This window comes from Thermocrinis jamiesonii (assembly GCF_000702425.1).
In the GTDB taxonomy this organism is placed as follows: Bacteria; Aquificota; Aquificia; order Aquificales; family Aquificaceae; genus Thermocrinis; species Thermocrinis jamiesonii.
In genome coordinates, this window is record NZ_JNIE01000002.1 from 71,433 (window position 1) to 93,050 (window position 21,618).

Below are 21,618 nucleotides of genomic sequence, written 5' to 3' on the forward strand. Positions count from 1 at the left end.
CTCCTACCTTATTAGCTCCACTTTATACTCTATGGGTGCGACTTTGTTTATCATGTATGCTATAGAGCAAGTGCCGGGATCGTATATGGTTTTGTCCAAAGCTTTTTTTACATCTTCCTCAGAGACGTCTCCCTTTACTTTAACAAAAAGGTAGATCTTGGTAAATACCTTTGGATAGCCTTCCGTAATCCTTTCCGCATCCGTTTCTATTTCTATGTGCTCTGTATGTTTGCCCTCTTTGTGCAAGGCTTCATACAGGTGGATTCCCACACATCCTGCTATAGAATGAAACAAAAGCTCAGGAGGTCTTATGCCTCTGCCCTTTCCGCCTACATAACCCGCCGCATCTATAGGCACTTCCCTGTTGGACTCTCCTACGCCCAAAAAGTGAAAATCTTCCTTTTGAACAACCTTTACCTTCATAAAAACCTCCTAAATCGTTTTGGGAGTTATATTATAATCCAAAAATTGATGTTTAATATCATATAGTTTTAGAAAAAAAGGGGAAAGGGAGCACACGCCCCCTTCTTTGGCATCAATGATGATGATGGGAAGGTGGGAAAAGGATCATAGCAAGCAAAGTAAAGAGAGATAGAGCTAAATATATAATCGGAAGCATAGATACTAAAGCAAAAACATATCCTCTTTTTGGTGTATTAAGAATGCTTACCCTCTTCCAAAGTATGTGCAGGCTCCAAAAGCCGGCTATGAAAGGAAAAACTCTAAAGATCAAGAGCCATTGCTCACCCCTCTTAGCCAGTGGTTCAACGGAAACCCCCAAACGAAAGGCTTGAGAAAAGCCATTAACTATGTTGTGGTAATACTCAATAAAGAAAAATTCAAGCACGTGAGACAGCCCCCCTACTATCATCAAGGGTGCAAAGGCGTATCCAAGGGTTAGGAGGATCTCCTTAAATGTTCTTCCCGTTATCTTTGACACAAGGCTAAAGCTGACCTAAACGATAAAACCAACCAGCACAAGAGCCATAAGCATGGCGGTAAGCCCCGTCATATCCACCCATTTAGGGAGTCCTAAAGATTCCTGAATGCTTTTTCCAACTATCACCCAAGGCATATACTCGCTTAAGCCACTTCTTGAAAGCCCATGATGAAACCGCATTGTAAAGGTTATTACCGCCACCAAAAGCAAATAGACCATAACTTCTATCATCTTTGGTTGTTTTATTTTCTCGTAAAGGGAATATCCCCACTTTTTGAACTCAAGCTTTACCGCATCGCAAGCGTGGGCACATTCCATACACATAGTGCAGTGAAACATGGACTTTCTCTCTTCAAACTTTGAAGGGTTTAGTTTGTAAGGACACGCCAAAGCACAGTCTGGTCTTTTACAGGTTTTGCATTCCTCTTGGTAGGTGGATAACCAAACTGGAGATGTCCTTGAAAATGCTGTATTAACGGAACCTATGGGACATATGTATTTGCAGTAAGACATGTCCCTAAACAAAAAGAAAAAGACAAAGGAAAGCACGGTAAAGAAAAGAAAGAACAATGCTGTGTTTAAAGGCTGTCTAAGAAATCCGGGGAATGTATAGAGGACAAACCAGTAAGCTAAAATGTTAAAGCCTATAAGTCCTATGTAAGGGTTTGCAAGCCACCTGGGAGGTCTAAGTTTCAGCCCAAGTTTAGTTATGTGCTTTCCCAAGAAACCATGGGGGCATACCATACAAAAAACATTTCCCAAAGTAGGTAGAGAAACCACCATAAAGAAAGGCCAAAAGATAGACCAAAAAACCGCAGTGGTGAATATGTTTTCCTTTGTAGGGTTCATTATGCCGTAAGCTATGGCGTAGAAGAGCAAGAATGTGGTAAAGAGTCTGTAGAACAAAAGCATATGCTTATTTTTGAAAAGAAAGCCAAGCACGGGTATGCCAAAAATGTCAGTCTTATCTCTTTTAGGTATAAAATGCACTCTTTTTACGTCCATGGCAGACCCCCTTTAAAAGTTGTACGTAAGCCTTACTAAGAAATTTCTGGGTGGAGCGGGAGTGTATCTTTTCACTCCCTGCGTGTCTTTTGTTACTTCTACTGCATACTTTTTGTTAAAAAGGTTATCCACCATCAAAGAAACATCAAAGTTTTTTCTCTGATAGCCAAGGGTAACGCTGGTTATAAACTCGTAGCCTTCATACTTCTCGCTGTTGGCGTTATCCATGTAATACTCTCCCCAGCTGTCTGTTTGGACCCTTACCCTAAAACCGGAAGGATGGGAATAGCTCAAAAACAAAGAGTATTGATGTATGGGAATGTAAGGAAGTCTGTTGCCATCCCTTGCTACGTTCGTTGTACCCACGCGCTCGAAAAACTTCTTAAACTTATAGTCGCTGTAGGTGTAAGAGCCACCAAAGGTCAAACCTTCTAAAATTTGATAGGAGGTGGTCAGTTCAAAGCCTTTCTTTTCCGTCTTTCCTGCGTTTATAAAACGGGTTTGACCGGTTTCGATCACACGTACCACTTCGTCCTTTACGTCCATCTTATAAACGGCGGTTTCCAAGCTAAACCTTCTGTAATTTGCCTTTATTCCAGTCTCGTAGTTTATTACCTTGGTCAATTTTAGGTTTGGGTTGGAGGCAAGCTCTCCGGAAGTGGGCGTGTTAGCACCCGTTCCCACCGTTCCGTAAAGGCTAACCTCTGGAAGTAGCCTGTAGGATACCCCTACCCTTGGGCTTACTATGTTATAAGTCCTTTCTTTTGAGTAATTAAAACAGTTTTCAATAGCTGGATTGGGACAGCTCCTGTAATTTCCAGTGCTAAAGTCATAGTCTCCCCACTTGTAACCGCTTATGTCAAACTTCACTTGGTCAACTCTTACTCCAAGGTCTATTATCCATTTGTTCCTTTGAAAAGATTGTTGAACGAAAACTCCAGCCAGCAGAGTTTTTTGGGTTTGTCTTTCAAGTAAGTCTCCAGCCCTGTCTGAAAGTGTGGAAACTATGCGAGATCCAGCTATCTGCACATCTCTATACTTATAGTATTTGGTCCTTTGCTGGTCGTATCTTACCGTAAAACCAGCTGTCAGCACGCCCAAGCTGTGCTTGTAGTTTGCCTGCACGTCCGTTCCAAAGATCCATGTATCCGCATCGTTTATACGGCCCGTTACTGGGTGGTAATGTTGCCAGTGGTTGGTGTAAAAAAGAGGTATGAGTTCTAAATTCCCAAAGCTTTTTGTTAGCTTGGAGCTAAAGAAGAATATCTCCGAATACCTACCCATGTGCTTCCATGGGTCACCCGTGCGGGGCACTTTACCCGTTCTTAGAAACTCTGACCATTGGTCCAAGGGAGGGAAAGGCCTAACTACCAAAGAACCAGGAAGTTTTAAGTCCGCCTTTGTGTAGCTTAGGTAGTTTTCCCAGGTGTCTCCGTTTTCAAACATGTAGGAGGGTTGTAAGACTATCTGATTGGTTTGAAAAGTATTCCACTCCCTCCAGGAGTTATCCGTCTGCCTTCTGCTTGCACTAAAACCTATGTAAAAGTTCTTTCCAAGGGGCGTAGAGTAGTAAAAATGGTGGTTTTGGGTCTCGTAATCCCCAAAACCAAGCTTTATAAGCCCTCCCTTCCTCTCAAAGGGACTTTTTGTGATCACATTTATAACTCCACCAGAAGCATTTACTCCCCACAGAGTAGAGTTTGGACCTTTAACTACCTCCACCCTTTCTATGAGGGAAGTATCCACAAAATCAAGCCTTGTTAGGCTATCCGGGTCCGTTATAGGCACACCGTTTAAAAGCACCATTATTTCCCTTACTCCGTAAGGTGCCTTTAGGCCACCGCCCCTTATGATGAGTCTGACGTCGTAACCCTGATTTCTTGAACCCACATTCACGCCAGCCGTTCCTTGCAGTGCATCGAAAAGGTTCAGCATAGGTCTTTGTTCAATTTTCTCTTTGCCTATGACGGTTACACTTGCTGGTGTATCTTGCAATTTTCTCTCCGTCCTCGTGGCGGTTACGCTTATTTGTTCAAGCTCCAACTCCTTTGAAAGGGCTACTCCGCATAGCGCCAAAAGGGCTAAAACACTGCCCTTTTTACCCATCCTGCTACCTCCAGTTAAATTTAACTCAATTTTATCATAATTTTAACTTTAAAACTGTGTTAAAATTACATTATGGTTTTCATTAGAGAACTTGTAGATTACGGAGTTATAGGTCTTTTGCTTGTTCTTAGCTTTTTTGCATTAGCCATTGCCATAGAAAGGTGGAGTTTTTACAGAAAGGTCAGGCTTGAAGAATACAAAACTAAGCAGGAGTTAGAAGTAGAACTCAGCAAAGGTCTTACCTTTATAGCTTCTACTGCGTCCAACGCTCCATACATTGGACTTTTGGGCACTGTGCTTGGCATTATGCTAACCTTTTACACCATAGGAGAAGAGGGCTTTGTGGATACAAAAAAGGTGATGGTTGGTTTGGCTTTGGCTTTGAAGGCTACCGCTGTAGGACTTTTGGTTGCTATTCCATCATCGGTGCTTTACAACATACTTCTCAAAAAAGTAAAGAATCTTCTTCTTTTGTGGGAAGCAAAGAATGGAGGACAAAGAGTTTAGCTCCATAAACGTGATCCCCTTGGTGGATATAATGCTGGTGCTTTTAACCATAGTTTTAATTACTGCTACCTTTGTGGTGCAAGGAAGCATACCCGTCCAGCTACCCCAAGCAAAAACAAGCTCTCAGGAAAACTTAAAAGGGCTGTCCATAACCATAACCAAGGAAGGCTTGGTCTTCTTTGAAGGTAGAGCGGTCTCTTTGTTGGAGCTTGAAAAAGAACTTGAAAAGTATAAAAAAGACCATCAGGTGCAAATACTAAGCGACAGGAGAACAATTGTTCAAAGCTTGGTGAATGTTTTGGATATTTTGAAAAGGCTTGGCTTTAAAAAGGTATCCATAAAGACGGAGGTTAGTAAATGAAGGTATTTTTTTAAGGCTTACAGTTTGTCCTTTTTGATCCATTCACTTTTACTTTTAGGCTTGTTTTTCTTAACTCAAAGGCTATCACCCGTGGAGAAAAAGATAATTGAAATAGACTTTTCCGTTGAAAATTTAAGAAATGAAGTGTCTGATGTTAAAGCATCAAAGCAAAAGGAAAGGACACTTACAAACCTACCTTCAACAAACAAAGAGCAAACTCTACAAAAACCTACAGAGGAAATCCAACCACCCCCTCCGCCTGTAAAGGATGAACCAAAAGAACCAGCAGTGGAACGGTCCATTCAAAGGGAAGAGCTTTCGGACTCATCTTTTTCATTTCCAGTAAGCGAAAGGCAGGAAAGGGAAGAGGAAAGCTCTCCAGCTCAAGCCATGAAGGATACAAAAAACCCATCAGGGCTTTTATCTCCACAGCAGAACACGAACGAAGAAAAAAACACATCCTTAGAGGAAAGCTTCCTTAGGGAAAAACTCTCTGTAATATCAAACATAGTCCAAAAAAGAATAAACTATCCAACTATAGCCAAAAGGATGGGGTGGGAAGGAAGAGTTTTGATTAGCTTTGTGTTGGAACCAAGTGGAGAAATAAAAGAGCTAAGAGTTCTAAAAAGCAGTGGTTACGATATATTAGACAGAGAAGCGGTTGATACTATAAAGAGAAGCTATAGAGAGTTTCCAAAACCCCCTATAAGTGTGTTGATAAAACTACCAATAGCCTTTAGGCTTGAATAAGGCTTATGTTATAATTTAATTGCTATGCCAAAACTGTCTCCAAGGGATATAAGGAGAAAAATTCAAGGAATTAAAAACACTAGGAGAATCACCAACGCTATGAAGGTTGTTTCTGCCGCTAAGCTCAGAAAGGCTCAAGAAGCCATCTACGCCTCAAGACCATACTCGGAAAGGTTGTATGATGTGCTTTCTCACCTTGCATCCCACGTAGATACAAGCGTTCATCCTCTTTTGGAAGTTAGAGAAGAGAAAAGGGTAGATATAATACTGATAACTGCAGACAGAGGATTGGCAGGTGCCTTTAATTCCACCGTTATAAAAAAGGCAGAAGAACTAATTCAAGAGAAAGCCAGCAAAAACATAGAAGTTAGCTTAGTACTTATAGGTCGCAAAGGTGTTCAGTATTTTTCAAAAAGAAACTACAGACTGCTAAGGGCTTATGAGGAGGTATTCAGAAAGGAAATAAACTTTGAGGTGGTAAAAGAGGTAGGACAACTCTTAAGGGACAGATACCAAAACAAAGAGACGGACAGAGTCTATTTAATAAACAACGAGATGGTTACAAGGGTAAATTACAAGCCAATTGTTAGACAGTTTTTGCCCTTTGAAAGGATTGAGCAAAAAGATCAAGATTACAGCACTTATGAGTTTGAAGTTGATGCTGAAACCTTCATAAACAAACTGATAGACCTTTATCTGAATTACCAACTCTATAGGGCAATGCTTGAATCAAACGCCGCAGAGCACTTTGCCAGGATGGTTGCCATGGACAACGCTACACGCAATGCAGACGACTTGATAAGAACTTGGACGCTTATATTCAACAAAGCAAGGCAAGAGTCCATCACCTACGAGCTTGTAGATATAGTTAATGCAGTGGAAGCTATGAAGTAAAATGTTTGGCTTTTTCAAAAAGTCAGAAGAAGAAAAGTTAGCGGAAAAGGGAGACAAGTCTGCCATACTAAGGTTAATAGAAAAAGGGAAAAAGAACAAAGCTATAGCCATACTTGAAAACTTTAAAGAAAATCCAGAGCTAAGACCCATACTTTTTAAGCTTTATATGGAAGAGGGTAAGTATTATTACGCCTACCAATTGGTGGAGTATTACGATAAAAACTTGGCAACCGCCAAAGAAAGGGCGCTTCTTTATGAAAAGGTTGGGGAAAAACAAAAAGCTGTTGAGGAATATCTAAGGATCGGAGATTTTGAAAGTCTCTATAGGGCGGGGATTTTAATAAAGGAAGACGAGCCAAAAAAGAGCCTTCAGATCTTGGAAAGAGCTTTGGCACTAGCCAACCCCATAGAGAGAAAACAGTTAGAAGAACACATAAGGGAACTAAAAGAAAAACTTGGGTTGGTGGAGGTAAAAAAGGAAAGTTTTCTTGAAAAGCTAAAAAATAGCCTAAGGAGAACAAAGGAAGTTCTTGAGTTTGGGGTCCTTTTTGCAGGCAGAAAAGTTGATGAAGATCTTTTGGAGGAGTTGGAAGAAAGGCTCATAAGGGCTGACTTAGGAGTCAAAAAGGCAACTGAGTTGGTGGAAGAGCTGAGAAAGGAGTCCATCAGAAGAAACATAAAAACGTGGGAAGAGCTTCTTCCTGTTCTGAAAGAAAGGCTTTTGGCATACTTAGGAAACTGTAAAGGAGAGCTAAGGGAAGGTAAAGTCTATCTTTTCTTAGGTGTAAATGGTTCTGGAAAGACTACAACCATAGGTAAGTTGGCCTATAGGTTCAAAAAACAGGGTAAGAAGGTTTTACTCTGTGCTGGAGATACCTTTAGGTCCGCTGCCATAGAGCAGTTGCAGGTTTGGGCTCAAAGAAGCGGGGCAGACATAGTTTTTAAGGAAGAAGGATCTGACCCTGCATCGGTAGTGTATCAAGCTTTGGAAAAGGCGGACGCATACGATGTGGTTCTGATAGATACCGCAGGAAGACTTCATACAAAGGAACCGCTTATAAGGGAGCTAAGAAAGATAAAGCAGGTAATTCAAAAGTTCTATCCTGAAGAACCTACAGAAACTCTTTTGGTTTTGGACGCAACCATAGGACAAAACTCCATATCTCAAGCCAAGGTTTTTAGGGAAGCCTTAGAGGTAAGCGGTATAATTTTGACAAAGCTGGACGGCTCTTCTAAGGGTGGAGCCATAGTGCCTATATGCACAGAGCTAAGGATACCGGTCAAACTCTTGGGGGTGGGAGAAGGTTTGGAGGACTTGCAAGACTTTGATCCAAAAACCTTTGTGGAGGAGCTAATCTCTTGATGATGGAAGAGCTTTTCAAGGTGCCGGAAGTTCCCTCTGCGGAGTTTGAGGTCCCTGCTATGCCCCTAAGGGACTTGGTAATATTTCCCGCAATGGTTGTTCCTCTTTTTGTGGGTAGAGATTTCTCCATAAAGTCTGTGGAAAGCGCACTGAAGAGGGACAGGCTAATATTTTTGGTTTTACAGAAGGATAAAAACATTGAAGAGCCAGATAGGGATGGTGTCTATGGGATTGGGGTAGTAGCACACATAATAAGAGCAACACCTTTGGAGGAAGGAAAGTTAAAGATCTTAGTTCAAGGTATAAAGAGGGCAAGACTTAAAGACTACTACAAAAAAGAGGACCATTATTGGGCGTTGGTGGAACCCATAGAGGAAAAGGAGATAAACCTGTCTGAGCTGAGTAAAGAGGATAGGGCTTACGTATCTTCTGTGAAGGAGCTTTTGGAAAAGGCGGTATCCTTAGGAAAGCAGATCATTCCGGACTTGCTTTATGTTGTTAGAGAGTTTGAGGATCCGGGTAAGTTGGCAGACTTGGTCGCATCCATATCGGACATCAAATCCCAGGATGCTCAAAAGATTTTAGAAACCTTAGACCCCATAGAGAGACTAAAGCTGGTTCATCTGCACCTTTCCAATGAGGTGGGCCTTCTGGAGGTTCAGACTAAGATAAGAAACGTAGCCCGAGAAAGAATAGAAAAGGAGCAGAGGGAATACTTCCTAAGACAACAGCTAAAAGCCATACAGGAAGAGTTGGGCGAATTGGACGAGAAGAAGGAGGAAATAGAAAATTACAGAAAAAAGCTTGCAAGCCTCAAGCTTTCTAAGGAAGCCCATGAGGAAATACTAAAACAGATAAACAGATTGGAAAAGCTCCATTCTGAATCTGCAGAAGCCGGCGTCATAAGAACTTGGCTTGACTGGGTTTTAGAACTGCCTTGGAACAAGAAAACCAGAGACAGGTATGACTTGGAGCGAGTCAAGACTATCTTAGACAGGGATCACTACAACTTAGAAAAGGTAAAAGAAAGAATTTTAGAATACTTAGCGGTTAAAAAACTTACAAAAGGTAAAAGCTCTGCGGTGCAGATCCTGTGCTTTGTTGGACCTCCAGGGGTAGGGAAAACCTCCCTTGGAAAGTCCATAGCGGAGGCCTTAGGCAAAAAATTTGTAAGAATATCCTTAGGCGGTATAAGGGATGAAGCGGAAATAAGAGGGCACAGAAGGACATACGTTGGTGCTATGCCCGGAAGGATCATACAGGCTATAAAGCAGGCTGGAACAAAGAACCCTCTGATCATATTGGATGAGGTGGATAAAATATCCATCTCCTTCCAAGGAGACCCCGCAGCAGCCCTTTTGGAAGTTTTGGATCCAGAACAAAACAAAAACTTTGTGGATCTTTACATAAGCCTTCCCTTTGACCTATCGGAGGTTTTCTTTATTTGCACTGCCAACAGGATAGATACGATCCCAAGACCACTGCTGGACAGGATGGAGGTTATCCAGCTTTCTGGATACTCGGAGGAGGAAAAAGTCTTTATTGCCAAAAACCACCTAATTCCCAAGCTTCTTCCTATGCATGGATTTAAAAAAGACGAAGTTATTTTCAGCGACGAATCTATACTTGAGATTATAAGGGGCTACACACGGGAGTCTGGTGTTAGAAATTTACAAAGACAAATCGGGGCAATTCTAAGAAAGCTCGCACTAAAAAAGTTGAGGGGAGAAAATCCACCCTTTGAAATAAAACCGCAAGATGTGAAGGCTTTTCTTGGAGTAGCCAAAAGATTTACCGATAGGGAAGACACACCTATGGTTGGATTGGCGGTGGGCTTGGCTTGGACGGAGGTAGGTGGAGAGATCATGCTCATAGAAGCTACCAAGTTTAGAGGAAAAGGCAACCTAATACTCACTGGCTCTTTAGGAGAGGTTATGAAAGAGTCCGCACAGGCTGCCCTGTCTTACATAAAGTCAAAGGCAGAAGATTACGGCATAAATCCAGAGGACTTTTCAAACTGGGACATACACATACACGTGCCAGAAGGAGCAGTTCCAAAGGACGGTCCTTCCGCCGGCATAACCATAGCTACCGCCATTCTTTCCCTTCTGACAAACACGCCGGTAAGGTCCGATATAGCCATGACGGGAGAGGTTACTCTCAGAGGAAGGGTGTTACCTGTTGGAGGATTAAAAGAAAAAATACTTGCCGCCAAAAGGGTAGGCATATATGAGGTAATCCTACCTGAGAAAAACAAAGAAGAAGTCCTTGAAGACCTACCTGCCTACGTAAGGGATAAAATGACCTTTCACTTTGTAAGGGACTTGGACCAGGTGTTTGAGTTAGCCATGCTAAAGCGGAAGGTGGAAAGCGATGGTTAAACAGATCGTTGAGAGGCTTGAAAAAGTCTTTCCAAATAAACTGGAGCTAAATTTTAGCACACCCTTTGAGCTGGTGGTTGCGGTAGTTCTGTCTGCCCAAGAAAGGGACGCAAAGGTAAATGAGGTAACACAAGAACTTTTTAAAAGGTTTAAAACTCCAGAGGACTTTGCGCAGGCGGACTTAGAAGAGATAGAAAAGTACATCAATAAAGTTTCCTTTTACGGCAAAAAAGCAGAGTATATAAAGAAAATAAGCACGATCCTGGTTGAGAAGTATAAGGGAGAAGTTCCAAAAAGTTTAAAGGAGCTTTCCGAACTGCCGGGTATAGGAAGAAAGTCTGCCAACATGATTTTGTATAACGCCTTTGGCATAAACGAAGGTATAGCGGTTGATAGGCACGTTCTGAGGGTAAGTCAAAGGTTGGGGCTAACAAAACAACAAAAGCCCGAAAAGGCAGAACAAGATCTTATGAAGGTTGTCCCAAAGGAAGACTGGGGAAAATTTTCAAACCTTTTAATACTTTTGGGAAGATACATCTGCACAGCCCAAAAACCAAAGCATCATCAGTGCCCACTTTACGACCTCTGTCCATCTAAAGAGCTATAACCTTTCCTGGATTAAAAAGATTCTTAGGATCAAAAGTCCTTTTAATTTCCCTGAGTATTTCCATTCCCACGGGTCCGAACTGAAGTTCAAGGAACTTGCGCTTTGTTAATCCTACTCCGTGCTCTCCCGTAATTGAGCCGTTATACCTGAGTGTTATTTCAAACACCTCATCCACAGCCCTCTCTGCCCTCTCTTCTTCTTCCCTGTTTTTCTTATCGTATAGTAGATTCACGTGTAAATTCCCATCCCCTATATGTCCAAAAATGACCATCAAAAGCCCATACTTTTCTGCAACCTTTCGGTAGTCTTTTATTGCTTCCGATAAATATATTCTGGGAACTACCACATCCTCGTTTATCTTTCCGGTTTTTAGATTTCCCAGGGCGGGTCCTAAGCTTTTTCTTGCGGTCCAGAGCTTTTCAGCCTTTTCTTCATCTTCTGCTATTTGAACCTCCAACCCCATGGATTTGGCAAGTTCTTTCACTTGGTTTATGTCCTCCTTCACACTCTGGGGCGAGCCATCCACTTCTATCAACAGCAGTGCCTGTGCATCCTTCGGAAGACCAACCGGTTTGAATTCCTCCACAGCCTTTATAGCATAGCTATCCATAAACTCCAAAGCGGACGGAAATATACCGGAAGTCATGATCCTTGTTACCACCTTGCCCACACTTTCAAGCTCTCTGAAGATTATCAAGGCGGTTGCCCTTGCCTTTGGCTTTGGTATAAGTTTAAGAACTGCAGAGGTTATGAGCCCTAAGGTGCCTTCCGAACCAACCAAAAGTTTGGTTAGATCGTATCCCGCCACATCCTTTATAACAGGATTTCCTGTTTTTAGAACATGCCCCTCCTTTATAACTGCGGTAAGACCCAAAACGTATTCCCTTGTAACTCCATACTTCAAACACCTTGGACCACCCGCATTTTCCGCAATGTTTCCGCCTATGGTGGAGTATTTAAAGGAGGAAGGGTCTGGTGGATAAAAGAGTCCAAGTTTTTCTACTTCTTGTTGAAAATTGTAAGTTATAACGCCCGGTTCAACCACTGCAGTAGCATTATCCACATCTATGTAAAAGCGATTCATCCTTTCAAAGGAGACAACAACACCCTTTTCCAACGTAGGCACCGCACCGCCAGTTAAACCTGACCCTGCCCCCCTTGGAAAGATAGGAATCTCCTCTTCATAACAAACCTTTACGAGTTTTTGCACATCCTCTTGGCACGTAGGGAAAACTACAGCGGAAGGCAAAGCTCTCTCCACCGGAATTGGAGTAGCATCGTAAGAGTAAAGTTTTCTCTCTACCAAAGATAAAGAAACTTTTTCCCTTCCAAGAACCTCCACAAGTTTATCAACCGGTTTTTTTCTCAACAGACCAAACATGAGTTAAATTTTACTTTCTAATGATCCTTTTGTGTATGATGTGGGGCAGGCAAGAACCGGAGGGTTTCTATCCAGAAAAGATCCTATGGCTTGTGGATAGCCCCCATCCCCATTGGGTAGAAACTCAAAAGGACAATCTAAAGCTGGACTTTAAGGAAACAGGTTTTAGACAATTCATCTCTCTAAGCTCAAGGTATGTTATAACCGACGCCATGCTCATGTTCGGACTAAATTACGCCAACTTAAAGAGTAAGCTAGTAGAAGCTTTAAATCCTATAAGGCTAAGCGTTAGGGTTAATCCAGGGAGCTATCTTGGCATAAGCCATCACTTTCTTGGGGCACCCTTTGAGTTGGAGCAGGACGAGGTGCTCAGAGAATTTCTCAATTCCGCAAGAAATATTTTAGAAGATGGAGGCTTTGCCTACGATGTGATCGTAATATCTTATAATCCCTACATAGAGGACATAGTGCTCTCTAACTTAGAAAGAATTAAGGGGCTAAACTACAGGTTCTACGGTGGAGAACTAAGATGAAAGATTACAGGGGAATTTTCAGCAAAATGGGAGAACAGCTGTTGGAAAAATACATAGAAGACCTAAAGAGGGAGTTGGAAAACAAACCCGACGATCCCGATCTTCTTTTCAAACTCGGTGTTGGTTATGTCAGGCTTAAAAAAACATCTCGGGCAAGAGAGATTTACAACAAACTCAAGGAAATTGATGCTCAGAAAGCAAAAGAACTCTTGGACATGATCTATGAGGTATAATATTTTACACTATGGCGAAGTGTTATGTTTGTGGAAAAACTACAAAGATAGGAAGGAGCGTGACCTTTTCTGGAGAGAGAAATCCGAGGCGGTTTAAGGCAAACTTACAAAAGGTTAAGGTGGTTTTAAGCGATGGGACGATCAAAAGGGTTTATGTTTGCACTAAGTGTTTGAAGGCTGGGAAGGTAACTAAAGCGGTAAAGGTTTCCTGATCTAAATGCCTATTAGATTTTTAACCGCCGGTGAATCTCACGGAAAGGGTTTAGTTTGCATAGTTGAAGGCATACCTGCAAACCTTGAAATATCCGCAGAATACATAAACAGGGAGTTGGAAAGAAGACAAAGGGGATACGGCAGAGGTGGGAGGATGAAGATAGAAAAGGATACTGTTCAGATAATCTCTGGGGTTAGGTTTGGAAAAACCTTGGGAAGTCCTATAGCCCTTTTGATTGAAAATAAGGATTGGGAAAATTGGAAGGAGAAAATGGCGGTGGAGGGTGAAAGGCCCGATTTTGCAGTGCCTTTTACAAGACCAAGACCGGGACATGCGGACTTAGCAGGAGGCATAAAGTACAATCAAAGGGACCTAAGAAACATCCTTGAGAGGGCTTCCGCAAGGGAAACTGTGTGTAGGGTGGCAGTTGGTGCTATTTGTAAGAGGTTTTTGGAGGAGCTGGGAGTTTTTATAGGAAGCTATGTGGTTAGCATAGGTTCCCTTGAGCCTCCCATAGAAGAGCAGGATTTAATTAAAAGGCACTATCTTGCGGAGCAGTCGGAGGTCAGATTTCCGGATCCCACAAAAGACGAGCTCTTTAAGGAGCTTATAGATAAAGCTAAGGAAATGGGTGAGAGCTTAGGTGGAATTTTTGAAGTTTTTGCGGTGGGCGTTCCTCCTGGGCTTGGAAGCCATGTGCATTGGGACAGAAAGTTGGATGGTATTATTGCACAGGCTATGATGAGCATTCAAGCTATAAAGGGGGTGGAGATAGGTTTGGGATTTATGGCGTCAAAGAAGTTTGGTTCTGAGGTGCACGATGAGATAGGCTATAAAGAGGGATATGGTTATTTTAGGTATTCCAATAACTTGGGCGGTTTGGAAGGTGGAATTACCAACGGCATGCCTATAGTGGTTAGGTGTGCCATGAAGCCTATACCAACTTTAACCAAACCGCTCAGGAGCGTAGATGTGGAGACTAAGGAGGAAGTTAGGGCTGGTAAAGAGAGGACAGACGTGGTAGCAGTGCCTGCTGCCTCTGTTGTTGGAGAATCTGCTCTCGCTTATGTTCTTGCAAAGGCATTCTTGGAGAAACTGGGTGGAGACTTTATGGAAGAGATAAAAGAAAGATACAGGATCTACTTGGAACATGTTAAAAGTTTTTGAAGAGGTAGGTAGGGCAACTTTACTTACTCTGTGGTCTGTATATTTGCTCTTTAAGTCTCCACCAAGAATAAGGCACTTCATAAAGCAAATTACTTATCTTGGAGCGGAAACTACACCGGTGGTGTTTATCACTTCTCTATTTACTGGTGGAGTTATAGCCCTTCAGACTTACGGCACCTTTAGCAGGTTTAACGCAGAGTTTTTAATAGGAGCGGTGGTAGCCCTTTCTATGGGTAGGGAATTGGCACCAGTGCTCACTGCCCTTATGGTAACTGCAAGGGTAGGTTCTGCAATGACCGCACAGATAGGAACTATGCGCATTACGGAGCAAATAGATGCCTTAGAGGTTATGGGTATAGATGCTCGGAGTTATTTAATCACGCCCCGCATAATAGCTGGCACACTTGGCGTTCCTATGCTCACGGTTTTATCCAACATAGCGGGCATAATAGGTGGATGGTTTGTTGCGGTAAAGCTCTTTGGTGTAAATGAGTATCTCTTTTGGGAAAAGATGAAGGATCTGACCGAGCTTTACGATTTTTTGGGAGGGCTATACAAGGCGATCTTTTTTGGATTTATTATATCCTCCGTTAGCTGTTATTTTGGATTTTACACAAAGGGTGGAACAGAGGGTGTGGGCAGAGCTACTACAAACAGCGTGGTAACATCCTCTATGTTAGTGCTCATTTCTGACTACTTCTTGACAGCGGTTATATATTAAAATAAATGTCAAAAGGGGCGGTAGCTCAGTGGGAGAGCGCCTACTTGGCGTGTAGGAGGTCGGGGGTTCAAATCCCCTCCGCTCCACTTAAACCTTACTTTCTCTTTGGCAGAAGGGAAAAGATCAAGAAGTTTCCCTCTTTCTTTGGTTCTCCTTCCAACTGCCCACAGTCTGACAAGCTCTCCACAATCCTATTAACCAACCTATCACCAAGTTCGGGATGAACGTTTTCCCTACCTCTAAATCTTATCCTTACCCTAACCTTATCCCCATCCTCCAAAAATTCCCTCATCTGTTTAAGCTTTACCTTTAGGTCGTGTTCGTCTATCCTTAAAGAAAGGTTGATATCTTTGACATCCATAGAATGTTCTCTTTGCTTTTTCTTTGCTTCCTTTTCTTTTTTCTTCATCTCGTAAAGAAATTTTCCGTAATCTAAAAGCTTACAAACAGGTGGATTAGCATTAGGTGCTACTTCTACCAGATCTAATCCCATTTCTTCTGCTATCCTCAACGCTTCTTGGATGGGCACAATCCCTATCTGCTTACCTTCCTGATCAACTAACCTGACTTCTTTTGCCTTAATTTGTCTGTTTACCCTATATTCCATCGCCACCTCCACTGACTTTTATGTAAATAAAAATTGATGCAATAAGATTTAGAAACAGTATTAAAGTAGAAAGCATAGAAAGTCTCCTAAACTTTGTTCTTTTTTCATCATAATAGGGAACTTTATCTATATCACCCAAAGATCTTTTTAATTTTTTAAGATACAAAGACAGTGCAGTGTTCAGCGCCAAACCAACCATAAGTGAGATAGAATAAATCTTATTATCATCGGATAATAAAAGATAAAACAAAAGCATTAAAAATGCAAGCTTGTAAAAGCGCCAAAGGATCCTTCCATAAAAGCGCCCTGCTATGTTTTTGTTCTCATCGGTCCGTAGTAAGATGGGAGCAACTATAAAGACTATACAAAAAAGTGTGCCTAAGTATATAGAAAGGATTAATTTATCCAGCATACAATACCACTGGTCTAACCTTTTTCCAACTACCTTTTTTCCGCATATGCTTATGTTATAATTTAACACAAGATCGCATGGAATGTATGTAACATCTTTAACTTTAAAAGAACTGAGAGAAGAGGTTAAGAAAATAGGTTGGGAGCCTTACAGGGCAGACCAGATATTAAACTGGATATACAAAAGGTTTGTTTTTGACTTTCAGCAAATGACCAACCTTTCTAAAGAGCAAAGAGCTTTTTTGAAAGATAATTACCTAATTCATAGCTTGGAACTTTTGGATGTATTAGAAGGAGGTGATTCAAAAAAATTTCTTTTCAAAACTAAGGACGCCCATATTATTGAAACTGTGCTAATATACGAGAGAGATCATCTAACGCTGTGCGTCTCGTCCCAGATAGGTTGTGCAATAGGTTGTAGCTTTTGTGCTACTGCAAGGGATGGGCTTATAAGAAACCTAAAGGTGGAGGAAATTATAGACCAATTCTTGCAGGTCCAAAAAATGACAAAAGAAAAAATAAGAAATGTGGTTTTTATGGGCATGGGAGAGCCTTTGGCAAACTACCAAAACGTAAGGAAAGCGGTAGAGATTATGGTAAGTCCTTGGGGGCTTGACCTTTCAAAAAGAAGAATAAGCATTTCTACAAGCGGGCTTATAAACCAATTGAAAGCTATGGCAGAAGATCCTCTTATGAGAGAGTTAAATTTAGCAGTTTCCATAAATGCACCATCTCAAAACCTGAGGGAAAGCCTGATGCCGATCTCAAAGACCAACACTCTGGAAGAGCTTATGGAAGTATTGCATGACTTTCCTTACCCCCCTGACAGAAGAATAATGATAGAGTACGTATTAATAAGGGGCATAAACGACAGTGTGGAACACGCAAGAGAGCTTGCAAAACTCCTAAGGAAAAACAGAAAAAAATTCAAAGTAAATCTTATTCCTTTTAATCCAGATCCTGAATTGCCATACAAAAGACCCTCTATGGAAAGCGTATATGCCTTTCAGAAAGTCCTTTGGGAAGAGGGTATATCTACCTTTATCAGGATAAGTAAAGGAATAAAAGTCTTTGGTGCATGCGGTCAGCTAAGAAGCAAAAGATTTGCTTTGAGGTAATTAAACTATGAGCAAAAGAGGAAAATGGGTTACGGAGTTGATCGTAGTGGTCATGGTGGTGCTTTTGATAAGGACCTTTGTAGCTCAAGCTTACAACATTCCCTCAGGCTCTATGAAACCTACCCTGCTTGTTGGCGACTTCATACTGGTAAATAAACTGGTTTATAGGTTTTCCGAGCCTCAGAGGGGAGACATAGTTGTGTTCAAGTATCCCATAGATCCAAGGATAGACTTTATAAAAAGGATCATTGGGATACCAGGAGATGTTATTGAAATTAGAGATAACCAAGTTTTCATAAACGGGGAGCCGGCAAAGTTGGTTAAAATAGAAAAATCCAAGGAAGACCACTTTACGAAGATTATTAGCGAAGAAACGCTACCTGGTGGAGTTAGATACAGAGTTCAGTTTTATGAGGAAGCGGTTTTTTCAAAGAGGGACTTTGGACCCATAAAGGTGCCACCAGGACATTACTTTGTTATGGGTGATAACAGAGACAATAGCGAAGACAGTAGGTATTGGGGCTTTTTACCAAGGGAAAACATAGTGGGAAAAGCTTTTGTTATATACTTCTCGGGAGATGTGCCTCCCCTTCAGAGCACCGAAGTTAGCTTTATAACGGGAATAAAACAGCTTCTTATAGCATTGATAAACCCAAGGTTTGAAAGGATAGGAAAACCTCTTATATGGTAAATACGGGAATTTCTGCCTTTACGAATTTATAGAGGGCAGACAGCAAAACCTTCGGTGGCGGCTTTATGGAGTAAAGGGCATAGAGGAAAAGCTCTGGAAAGCGCTTTATATCAACAAATACTTTAGAAATCACCCCTTCTTTAACATCCGCAAACTCACTAAGATTATCCAATAAACTCTCGTACTTTTCCTTAGATACCTCCTTCCTAACTTCAAACAGAATACTGCTAACCAAACCTAAAACTAATGTTTCATCTTCCAAATTGGCCTGATTGAAAGTTGTCCTATACTTTAGGATACTGTCTATTATCTCGCCCACGTTTTCCAAAATCGGATTTCCAAAGGCAGGGTATATAGCGGTGGGGTTAAAAAGCCTTATAAGGCTTAACGCAACAGGATTTTCATAACCTAAGAAATTAACACTGTGGTAAAGCATGATCGCATTTGGGTTTGCATTTTTGGTAGGAGAGTATTCTTCTGGAAGGCAAAAAGAGCTAAAGAGCTTGCAGGAAAACAAAATTTTCTTTTCTTCTTCTGTTACAACAAAGCTACCCTTATCTGGCAAAAATGGCGCTTTTATAAATTTAATTCCTAAGTTAAGTAGTCCTTCAGGCAAGCTTTCTATAAGCTTTATCCGCCTTTCTGGAACTCCCAAGGAAATCAAACTAAGCGCTATGGGGAAACTCGTGATAACGTAGAGCCTGGAAGATAAGCTAAGCAAATTGAAAATGCTTTGAACATCCTCCGCAAGTAGGTCCATCAATACCAAAGCTTTTATTTGTTCCAAACCACCTAAAGTCTTTTCTAAAAGTTCCTTCAGTGTTGGAAAATTTTGATTAGGTGCAAGGTTAAAAAGTATGGGTATGCCCCCGTCTTTTTTTCTGTATATTCGGAGATATACGTTTCTCTGAAGTAGGCCGTCTTTGTCTACTAAAGCTATCAAAAAGAAATCATCCTCAATGGGATATAGAGAAGGCTTCTCTATACTTGGAATGGCTTCCTTCTGAACAACCTCTTGAATTGGTGTGGTAGGAGCAAAAATAGAGAAGAATTCCCGGTTGCTTTTAAAGTATGTGTTTAGCTTTACGTCTGCCTCATAGGGAATTAAAGATAGGTTAAGGTCCTCTGTTTTGAGTATTTCAAAAAACTCTTCTAAACTGCAGGAAAGCCCTTTTACAGAGTGACTTTTTATATAAATTTCACACGCTTTATCCTCAGAAACAAATAAAATACCTGCAGACACTCCTTTTGATAGAAGGGATATCAATACGTTCATTAATCCAAAGCTACCGGAAATTTTGTGCTCAATATCTTTGTGCATATTGTAGAGCTTTGCAGATTTATTCAAAAATTCCAACGGGTTGAAAGGAATGGTAATTATGTTAAGATCGCTAAACCCCATTTCTCTTATCTTGTCCGCATCTTCGTAGTTTTCAACCAAGAACAAAGGCAAACAAAATATGTCCTTTTGAAGGATATCCCAAAAGAAGTTAATGTCTTTATAGCTTAGAATTAGCAAATCTGGTTTTACCGTATTTAATAAATCAACAGCCTTGGTTTCATCAAGCGCAACCATAAGTTTGTGACCGGTTATATCCAAAATATCTCCAAAAACGGGAAAAAGTTTTTTATCTTTATCAAGCAAAAGAAACTTTATAGCCATCAAAACACCTCCCCTTTCTTAGCGGCTACTTCCAAAAGACTTAACTGCTCTTTAAGGATATTGAAAGACTGAACTACCATGAAGAAGGCATGTTCCACATTTATAAGTGCGGATTGAAAAGAAAGGGAATCTTCCATAACCCTAATTTCTCTGATCTTTCTGTAGTATTCATCCAACTCTGTGCCACATTCCAAAAGCTTCTTTATAATCTCTTTGCTCAGTTTTAATGCTTCCTCCCTTCTATCCATATTTTACCTACCTCTTCACCTTTCTTCCTTGGGATATTATACCTGCTAAAAAGTATAGATTCTACTTTCTTTAATTCAATGTCTGTTAAACCTTCAAAAACCAAGGTATGTTTTTCTTCTTTAAACTTGTAAGAAACTTTTAGGTCACCTTCACCGATAAAAACATCCCCACCACCTGCCATAAAGCCTACCGCCAAGGATGCGGTAGCAAAGTTAAGTGTGTCCAATCCTAAGGTAGGTTTTCCTTCCCCTTTTTCTATCACAAGATAAACACAAAGGGCAAGCCCCACTCTGAAGAGGTTTTCTGCAGTTAGAGGATACTCGCCTAAGTTTCCAGAAAGTTCATTTCCATCAAACATGCTCCTTAACAGCATTCCAAGCCTCCAATTTTAGGTCTTCCAAACCTAAGTCTCCCCTTTTAGCCAGGATGAAAAACTCTTCGTTTCCCTTACTACCCTTTGGCTTAGCTTTAATTATTCTTTTTATAGAATAGCCAAGACCTTTGATGAACTCCGCCACTTTTAAAATGGCTTCCACTTTTTTGGCATCGTCTCTTACCACCCCCTTTTTAACGTATTTTGCTGGCAGTTCAAACTGAGGTTTTACAAGAACCAAAAGCAATCCGTCTTCTTTTAAGAATCTAACTACATTGGGCAAAAGGGCTGTGGAAGATATGAAGGATACATCCATGGTTATTATATCTACCTTTTCTGGCACGTGCTTTTCCGTTAGCTCTCTGGCGTCCGTTTCTTCGTAAAGAACTACTCTGCTGTCTTTTCTTAGCTTTTGGTCCATCTGAGCCTTACCCACATCCACCGCATAAACCCTTTTTGCTCCCTTCTGTAGCAAGCAATCCGTAAAACCACCAGTAGATGAGCCCACATCAAGAGCAACAAAACCTTCCACGGACAAACCAAGTCTATCAAGGGCATTCTCTAACTTATATCCTCCCCTTGAGACATACTTAAAAGGTTCTTTTATCTCAACCTTAGAACCTTCCTTTACCTTACTACCCGGCTTATCTACCAATTTGCCATCCACGAGCACCATACCTGCCAATATGAGAGCTTGAGCTTTTTCTCTGGTGGGAGCTAAACCCTTCTCAACCAAATACTGGTCTAACCTCAAAGTTTAAGAAGGGACTTTATCAAATATAAGATTAGCAAGAGCACAAGGGGAGAAAAATCCACATTGGCATAAGTAGGGAGGATCCTTCTTATTGGACGAAGGATTGGTTCAACGATATTGTCCAATCTTTTGTAAAATCCACTCTTCCTTATTTGAGGGATCCAAGAACCTATGGCATGAACCAGAACAAGCACAATAAGTATATTTATTATTAAAGACAGTATGGCTTTTATCATTCAACAAACTCAAGTATGGCAAGTTCGCAGGAATCACCCACTCTCCTGAGTGGCAGTTTGATTATCCTGGTGTAACCGCCGTTCCTGCCTTCAAAGCGTGGAGCAATGTTTTCAAAAAGTTTTTTTATCGCCTTTTTGTCTGGCAAAAGCTCAAGGGCCCTTCTTCTTGCAGAAAGGTCTCCTTTTTTTCCTAAGGTGATCAGTTTTTCCACAAAGGGGCGCACTGCCTTTGCCTTTTGCAAAGATGTTTCTATTCTTTCCTCCAAAATTAACGCTCTGGCAAGAGAGCGGTAAAGAGCCAATCTCTGTTCTTTTGTCCTGTCAAAGTGTTTTTTCTTAACTCTGTGCCTCAT

Annotated in this window: 27 protein-coding genes and 1 tRNA gene; 15 read left to right on the forward strand and 13 right to left on the reverse strand. The window is 41.2% G+C overall.

Features of this window, described 5'->3' with window-relative positions:
* Positions 1–3 precede the first annotated feature (3 nt).
* From K217_RS0100450 to K217_RS0100460, 4 genes are all read right to left on the reverse strand, one after another.
* Positions 4–423, reverse strand: coding sequence for an OsmC family protein (locus K217_RS0100450; RefSeq protein WP_029551172.1), 420 nt, complete (start codon positions 421–423; stop codon positions 4–6).
* A gap of 112 nt (positions 424–535) precedes the next feature.
* A complete protein-coding gene (locus K217_RS07815; protein WP_231476960.1) occupies positions 536–940 on the reverse strand; it encodes a hypothetical protein in 405 nt (134 codons plus the stop codon).
* A 15-nt stretch (positions 941–955) separates the two neighbouring features.
* Positions 956–1,945, reverse strand: a complete 990-nt coding sequence (locus K217_RS07420) for a 4Fe-4S binding protein (protein ID WP_231476961.1) — start codon at positions 1,943–1,945, stop codon at positions 956–958.
* Between the two features lie 12 nt (positions 1,946–1,957).
* Positions 1,958–4,051: a TonB-dependent receptor gene (locus tag K217_RS0100460; protein ID WP_029551173.1), complete on the reverse strand. Its 2,094-nt coding sequence runs from the start codon at positions 4,049–4,051 to the stop codon at positions 1,958–1,960.
* A 72-nt stretch (positions 4,052–4,123) separates the two neighbouring features.
* Here K217_RS0100460 and exbB point away from each other — a divergent pair, with 72 nt between their 5' ends.
* From exbB to nth, 7 genes are all read left to right on the forward strand, one after another.
* Positions 4,124–4,558 carry a TonB-system energizer ExbB gene (exbB, locus tag K217_RS0100465; protein WP_029551174.1) on the forward strand — a complete coding sequence of 145 codons (435 nt, stop codon included), beginning with the start codon at positions 4,124–4,126 and terminating at the stop codon, positions 4,556–4,558.
* The gene (locus K217_RS0100470) at positions 4,539–4,919 is read left to right on the forward strand and encodes an ExbD/TolR family protein (RefSeq protein ID WP_029551175.1); all 381 of its coding nucleotides are present in this window, start codon (positions 4,539–4,541) and stop codon (positions 4,917–4,919) included. The genes exbB and K217_RS0100470 overlap by 20 nt, the downstream gene beginning before the upstream one ends.
* 90 nt (positions 4,920–5,009) lie before the next feature.
* Positions 5,010–5,669 (forward strand): energy transducer TonB, encoded by a 660-nt coding sequence (locus K217_RS0100475; protein ID WP_155991088.1) that lies wholly within the window; start codon positions 5,010–5,012, stop codon positions 5,667–5,669.
* Between the two features lie 24 nt (positions 5,670–5,693).
* Positions 5,694–6,563 carry a F0F1 ATP synthase subunit gamma gene (locus K217_RS0100480; protein WP_029551177.1) on the forward strand — a complete coding sequence of 290 codons (870 nt, stop codon included), beginning with the start codon at positions 5,694–5,696 and terminating at the stop codon, positions 6,561–6,563.
* 1 nt (position 6,564) lies between these two features.
* Complete coding sequence (gene ftsY / locus K217_RS0100485) at positions 6,565–7,926, forward strand: signal recognition particle-docking protein FtsY (protein WP_029551178.1); 1,362 nt, start codon at positions 6,565–6,567, stop codon at positions 7,924–7,926.
* A 2-nt stretch (positions 7,927–7,928) separates the two neighbouring features.
* Positions 7,929–10,307, forward strand: a complete 2,379-nt coding sequence (lon, locus tag K217_RS0100490; RefSeq protein WP_029551179.1) for an endopeptidase La — start codon at positions 7,929–7,931, stop codon at positions 10,305–10,307.
* Complete coding sequence (gene nth / locus K217_RS0100495; RefSeq protein WP_029551180.1) at positions 10,300–10,914, forward strand: endonuclease III; 615 nt, start codon at positions 10,300–10,302, stop codon at positions 10,912–10,914. Before lon ends, nth begins: the two co-directional genes overlap by 8 nt.
* On the opposite strand, the gene K217_RS0100500 is transcribed toward nth, so the two are convergent.
* Positions 10,901–12,295 (reverse strand): FAD-binding oxidoreductase, encoded by a 1,395-nt coding sequence (locus K217_RS0100500; RefSeq protein WP_029551181.1) that lies wholly within the window; start codon positions 12,293–12,295, stop codon positions 10,901–10,903. The two genes, nth and K217_RS0100500, sit on opposite strands and share 14 nt — an antisense overlap.
* Before the next feature lie 20 nt (positions 12,296–12,315).
* On the opposite strand from K217_RS0100500, the gene K217_RS0100505 reads away from it, so the two are divergent.
* From K217_RS0100505 to K217_RS0100530, 6 genes are all read left to right on the forward strand, one after another.
* A complete protein-coding gene (locus tag K217_RS0100505; protein WP_029551182.1) occupies positions 12,316–12,828 on the forward strand; it encodes a hypothetical protein in 513 nt (170 codons plus the stop codon).
* Positions 12,825–13,061: a tetratricopeptide repeat protein gene (locus K217_RS0100510; protein ID WP_029551183.1), complete on the forward strand. Its 237-nt coding sequence runs from the start codon at positions 12,825–12,827 to the stop codon at positions 13,059–13,061. Before K217_RS0100505 ends, K217_RS0100510 begins: the two co-directional genes overlap by 4 nt.
* Before the next feature lie 11 nt (positions 13,062–13,072).
* Complete coding sequence (rpmB, locus tag K217_RS0100515) at positions 13,073–13,273, forward strand: 50S ribosomal protein L28 (RefSeq protein ID WP_029551184.1); 201 nt, start codon at positions 13,073–13,075, stop codon at positions 13,271–13,273.
* 5 nt (positions 13,274–13,278) lie between these two features.
* On the forward strand, positions 13,279–14,442 hold the full coding sequence (gene aroC / locus K217_RS0100520; protein ID WP_029551185.1) for a chorismate synthase: 1,164 nt from the start codon (positions 13,279–13,281) through the stop codon (positions 14,440–14,442).
* A complete protein-coding gene (locus tag K217_RS0100525; protein ID WP_029551186.1) occupies positions 14,426–15,163 on the forward strand; it encodes an MlaE family lipid ABC transporter permease subunit in 738 nt (245 codons plus the stop codon). Before aroC ends, K217_RS0100525 begins: the two co-directional genes overlap by 17 nt.
* Before the next feature lie 14 nt (positions 15,164–15,177).
* Positions 15,178–15,249, forward strand: a tRNA-Ala gene (locus tag K217_RS0100530).
* 8 nt (positions 15,250–15,257) lie between these two features.
* On the opposite strand, the gene infC is transcribed toward K217_RS0100530, so the two are convergent.
* Both infC and K217_RS0100540 read right to left on the reverse strand, forming a co-directional pair.
* Entirely contained in the window at positions 15,258–15,770 is a 513-nt protein-coding gene (gene infC, locus K217_RS0100535) for a translation initiation factor IF-3 (protein WP_029551187.1), read from the reverse strand.
* The gene (locus tag K217_RS0100540; protein WP_231476962.1) at positions 15,760–16,182 is read right to left on the reverse strand and encodes a hypothetical protein; all 423 of its coding nucleotides are present in this window, start codon (positions 16,180–16,182) and stop codon (positions 15,760–15,762) included. The genes infC and K217_RS0100540 overlap by 11 nt, the downstream gene beginning before the upstream one ends.
* A gap of 82 nt (positions 16,183–16,264) precedes the next feature.
* Between K217_RS0100540 and rlmN the strand changes: the two genes are divergently transcribed.
* Positions 16,265–17,299: a dual-specificity RNA methyltransferase RlmN gene (rlmN, locus tag K217_RS0100545; protein ID WP_029551189.1), complete on the forward strand. Its 1,035-nt coding sequence runs from the start codon at positions 16,265–16,267 to the stop codon at positions 17,297–17,299.
* A gap of 7 nt (positions 17,300–17,306) precedes the next feature.
* Positions 17,307–17,990 carry a signal peptidase I gene (gene lepB, locus K217_RS0100550; RefSeq protein WP_029551190.1) on the forward strand — a complete coding sequence of 228 codons (684 nt, stop codon included), beginning with the start codon at positions 17,307–17,309 and terminating at the stop codon, positions 17,988–17,990.
* On the opposite strand, the gene K217_RS0100555 is transcribed toward lepB, so the two are convergent.
* The 6 genes from K217_RS0100555 to rplQ are packed head-to-tail and all read right to left on the reverse strand — an operon-like array spanning position 17,980 to position 21,618.
* On the reverse strand, positions 17,980–19,653 hold the full coding sequence (locus tag K217_RS0100555) for an MBL fold metallo-hydrolase (protein WP_029551191.1): 1,674 nt from the start codon (positions 19,651–19,653) through the stop codon (positions 17,980–17,982). The genes lepB and K217_RS0100555 overlap by 11 nt on opposite strands.
* Positions 19,653–19,901 (reverse strand): hypothetical protein, encoded by a 249-nt coding sequence (locus K217_RS0100560; protein WP_029551192.1) that lies wholly within the window; start codon positions 19,899–19,901, stop codon positions 19,653–19,655. The genes K217_RS0100555 and K217_RS0100560 overlap by 1 nt, the downstream gene beginning before the upstream one ends.
* The gene (locus tag K217_RS0100565; RefSeq protein ID WP_029551193.1) at positions 19,877–20,275 is read right to left on the reverse strand and encodes a hypothetical protein; all 399 of its coding nucleotides are present in this window, start codon (positions 20,273–20,275) and stop codon (positions 19,877–19,879) included. The genes K217_RS0100560 and K217_RS0100565 overlap by 25 nt, the downstream gene beginning before the upstream one ends.
* Positions 20,253–21,029: a TlyA family RNA methyltransferase gene (locus tag K217_RS0100570; RefSeq protein WP_029551194.1), complete on the reverse strand. Its 777-nt coding sequence runs from the start codon at positions 21,027–21,029 to the stop codon at positions 20,253–20,255. Before K217_RS0100570 ends, K217_RS0100565 begins: the two co-directional genes overlap by 23 nt.
* A complete protein-coding gene (locus K217_RS0100575) occupies positions 21,026–21,265 on the reverse strand; it encodes a YggT family protein (RefSeq protein ID WP_029551195.1) in 240 nt (79 codons plus the stop codon). Before K217_RS0100575 ends, K217_RS0100570 begins: the two co-directional genes overlap by 4 nt.
* Positions 21,262–21,618, reverse strand: a complete 357-nt coding sequence (rplQ, locus tag K217_RS0100580) for a 50S ribosomal protein L17 (RefSeq protein WP_029551196.1) — start codon at positions 21,616–21,618, stop codon at positions 21,262–21,264. Before rplQ ends, K217_RS0100575 begins: the two co-directional genes overlap by 4 nt.

What these genes read in the sequence shown, in the direction of transcription:
- lon (WP_029551179.1), top strand. Translation starts at nt 7,929, where the DNA reads ATGGAAGAGCTTTTCAAGGTGCCGGAAGTTCCCTCTGCGGAGTTTGAG.
- rpmB (WP_029551184.1), top strand. Translation starts at nt 13,073, where the DNA reads ATGGCGAAGTGTTATGTTTGTGGAAAAACTACAAAGATAGGAAGGAGC.
- exbB (WP_029551174.1), top strand. Translation starts at nt 4,124, where the DNA reads ATGGTTTTCATTAGAGAACTTGTAGATTACGGAGTTATAGGTCTTTTG.
- lepB (WP_029551190.1), top strand. Translation starts at nt 17,307, where the DNA reads ATGAGCAAAAGAGGAAAATGGGTTACGGAGTTGATCGTAGTGGTCATG.
- nth (WP_029551180.1), top strand. Translation starts at nt 10,300, where the DNA reads ATGGTTAAACAGATCGTTGAGAGGCTTGAAAAAGTCTTTCCAAATAAA.
- K217_RS07420 (WP_231476961.1), bottom strand. Translation starts at nt 1,945, where the DNA reads ATGGACGTAAAAAGAGTGCATTTTATACCTAAAAGAGATAAGACTGAC.
- rlmN (WP_029551189.1), top strand. Translation starts at nt 16,265, where the DNA reads ATGTATGTAACATCTTTAACTTTAAAAGAACTGAGAGAAGAGGTTAAG.
- K217_RS0100525 (WP_029551186.1), top strand. Translation starts at nt 14,426, where the DNA reads ATGTTAAAAGTTTTTGAAGAGGTAGGTAGGGCAACTTTACTTACTCTG.
- K217_RS0100560 (WP_029551192.1), bottom strand. Translation starts at nt 19,901, where the DNA reads ATGGATAGAAGGGAGGAAGCATTAAAACTGAGCAAAGAGATTATAAAG.
- infC (WP_029551187.1), bottom strand. Translation starts at nt 15,770, where the DNA reads ATGGAATATAGGGTAAACAGACAAATTAAGGCAAAAGAAGTCAGGTTA.
- K217_RS0100540 (WP_231476962.1), bottom strand. Translation starts at nt 16,182, where the DNA reads ATGCTGGATAAATTAATCCTTTCTATATACTTAGGCACACTTTTTTGT.
- K217_RS0100460 (WP_029551173.1), bottom strand. Translation starts at nt 4,051, where the DNA reads ATGGGTAAAAAGGGCAGTGTTTTAGCCCTTTTGGCGCTATGCGGAGTA.
- K217_RS0100510 (WP_029551183.1), top strand. Translation starts at nt 12,825, where the DNA reads ATGAAAGATTACAGGGGAATTTTCAGCAAAATGGGAGAACAGCTGTTG.
- aroC (WP_029551185.1), top strand. Translation starts at nt 13,279, where the DNA reads ATGCCTATTAGATTTTTAACCGCCGGTGAATCTCACGGAAAGGGTTTA.
- K217_RS0100565 (WP_029551193.1), bottom strand. Translation starts at nt 20,275, where the DNA reads ATGCTGTTAAGGAGCATGTTTGATGGAAATGAACTTTCTGGAAACTTA.
- rplQ (WP_029551196.1), bottom strand. Translation starts at nt 21,618, where the DNA reads ATGAGGCACAGAGTTAAGAAAAAACACTTTGACAGGACAAAAGAACAG.
- K217_RS0100505 (WP_029551182.1), top strand. Translation starts at nt 12,316, where the DNA reads ATGATCCTTTTGTGTATGATGTGGGGCAGGCAAGAACCGGAGGGTTTC.
- K217_RS0100575 (WP_029551195.1), bottom strand. Translation starts at nt 21,265, where the DNA reads ATGATAAAAGCCATACTGTCTTTAATAATAAATATACTTATTGTGCTT.
- ftsY (WP_029551178.1), top strand. Translation starts at nt 6,565, where the DNA reads ATGTTTGGCTTTTTCAAAAAGTCAGAAGAAGAAAAGTTAGCGGAAAAG.
- K217_RS0100470 (WP_029551175.1), top strand. Translation starts at nt 4,539, where the DNA reads ATGGAGGACAAAGAGTTTAGCTCCATAAACGTGATCCCCTTGGTGGAT.
- K217_RS0100450 (WP_029551172.1), bottom strand. Translation starts at nt 423, where the DNA reads ATGAAGGTAAAGGTTGTTCAAAAGGAAGATTTTCACTTTTTGGGCGTA.
- K217_RS0100555 (WP_029551191.1), bottom strand. Translation starts at nt 19,653, where the DNA reads ATGGCTATAAAGTTTCTTTTGCTTGATAAAGATAAAAAACTTTTTCCC.
- K217_RS0100480 (WP_029551177.1), top strand. Translation starts at nt 5,694, where the DNA reads ATGCCAAAACTGTCTCCAAGGGATATAAGGAGAAAAATTCAAGGAATT.
- K217_RS0100500 (WP_029551181.1), bottom strand. Translation starts at nt 12,295, where the DNA reads ATGTTTGGTCTGTTGAGAAAAAAACCGGTTGATAAACTTGTGGAGGTT.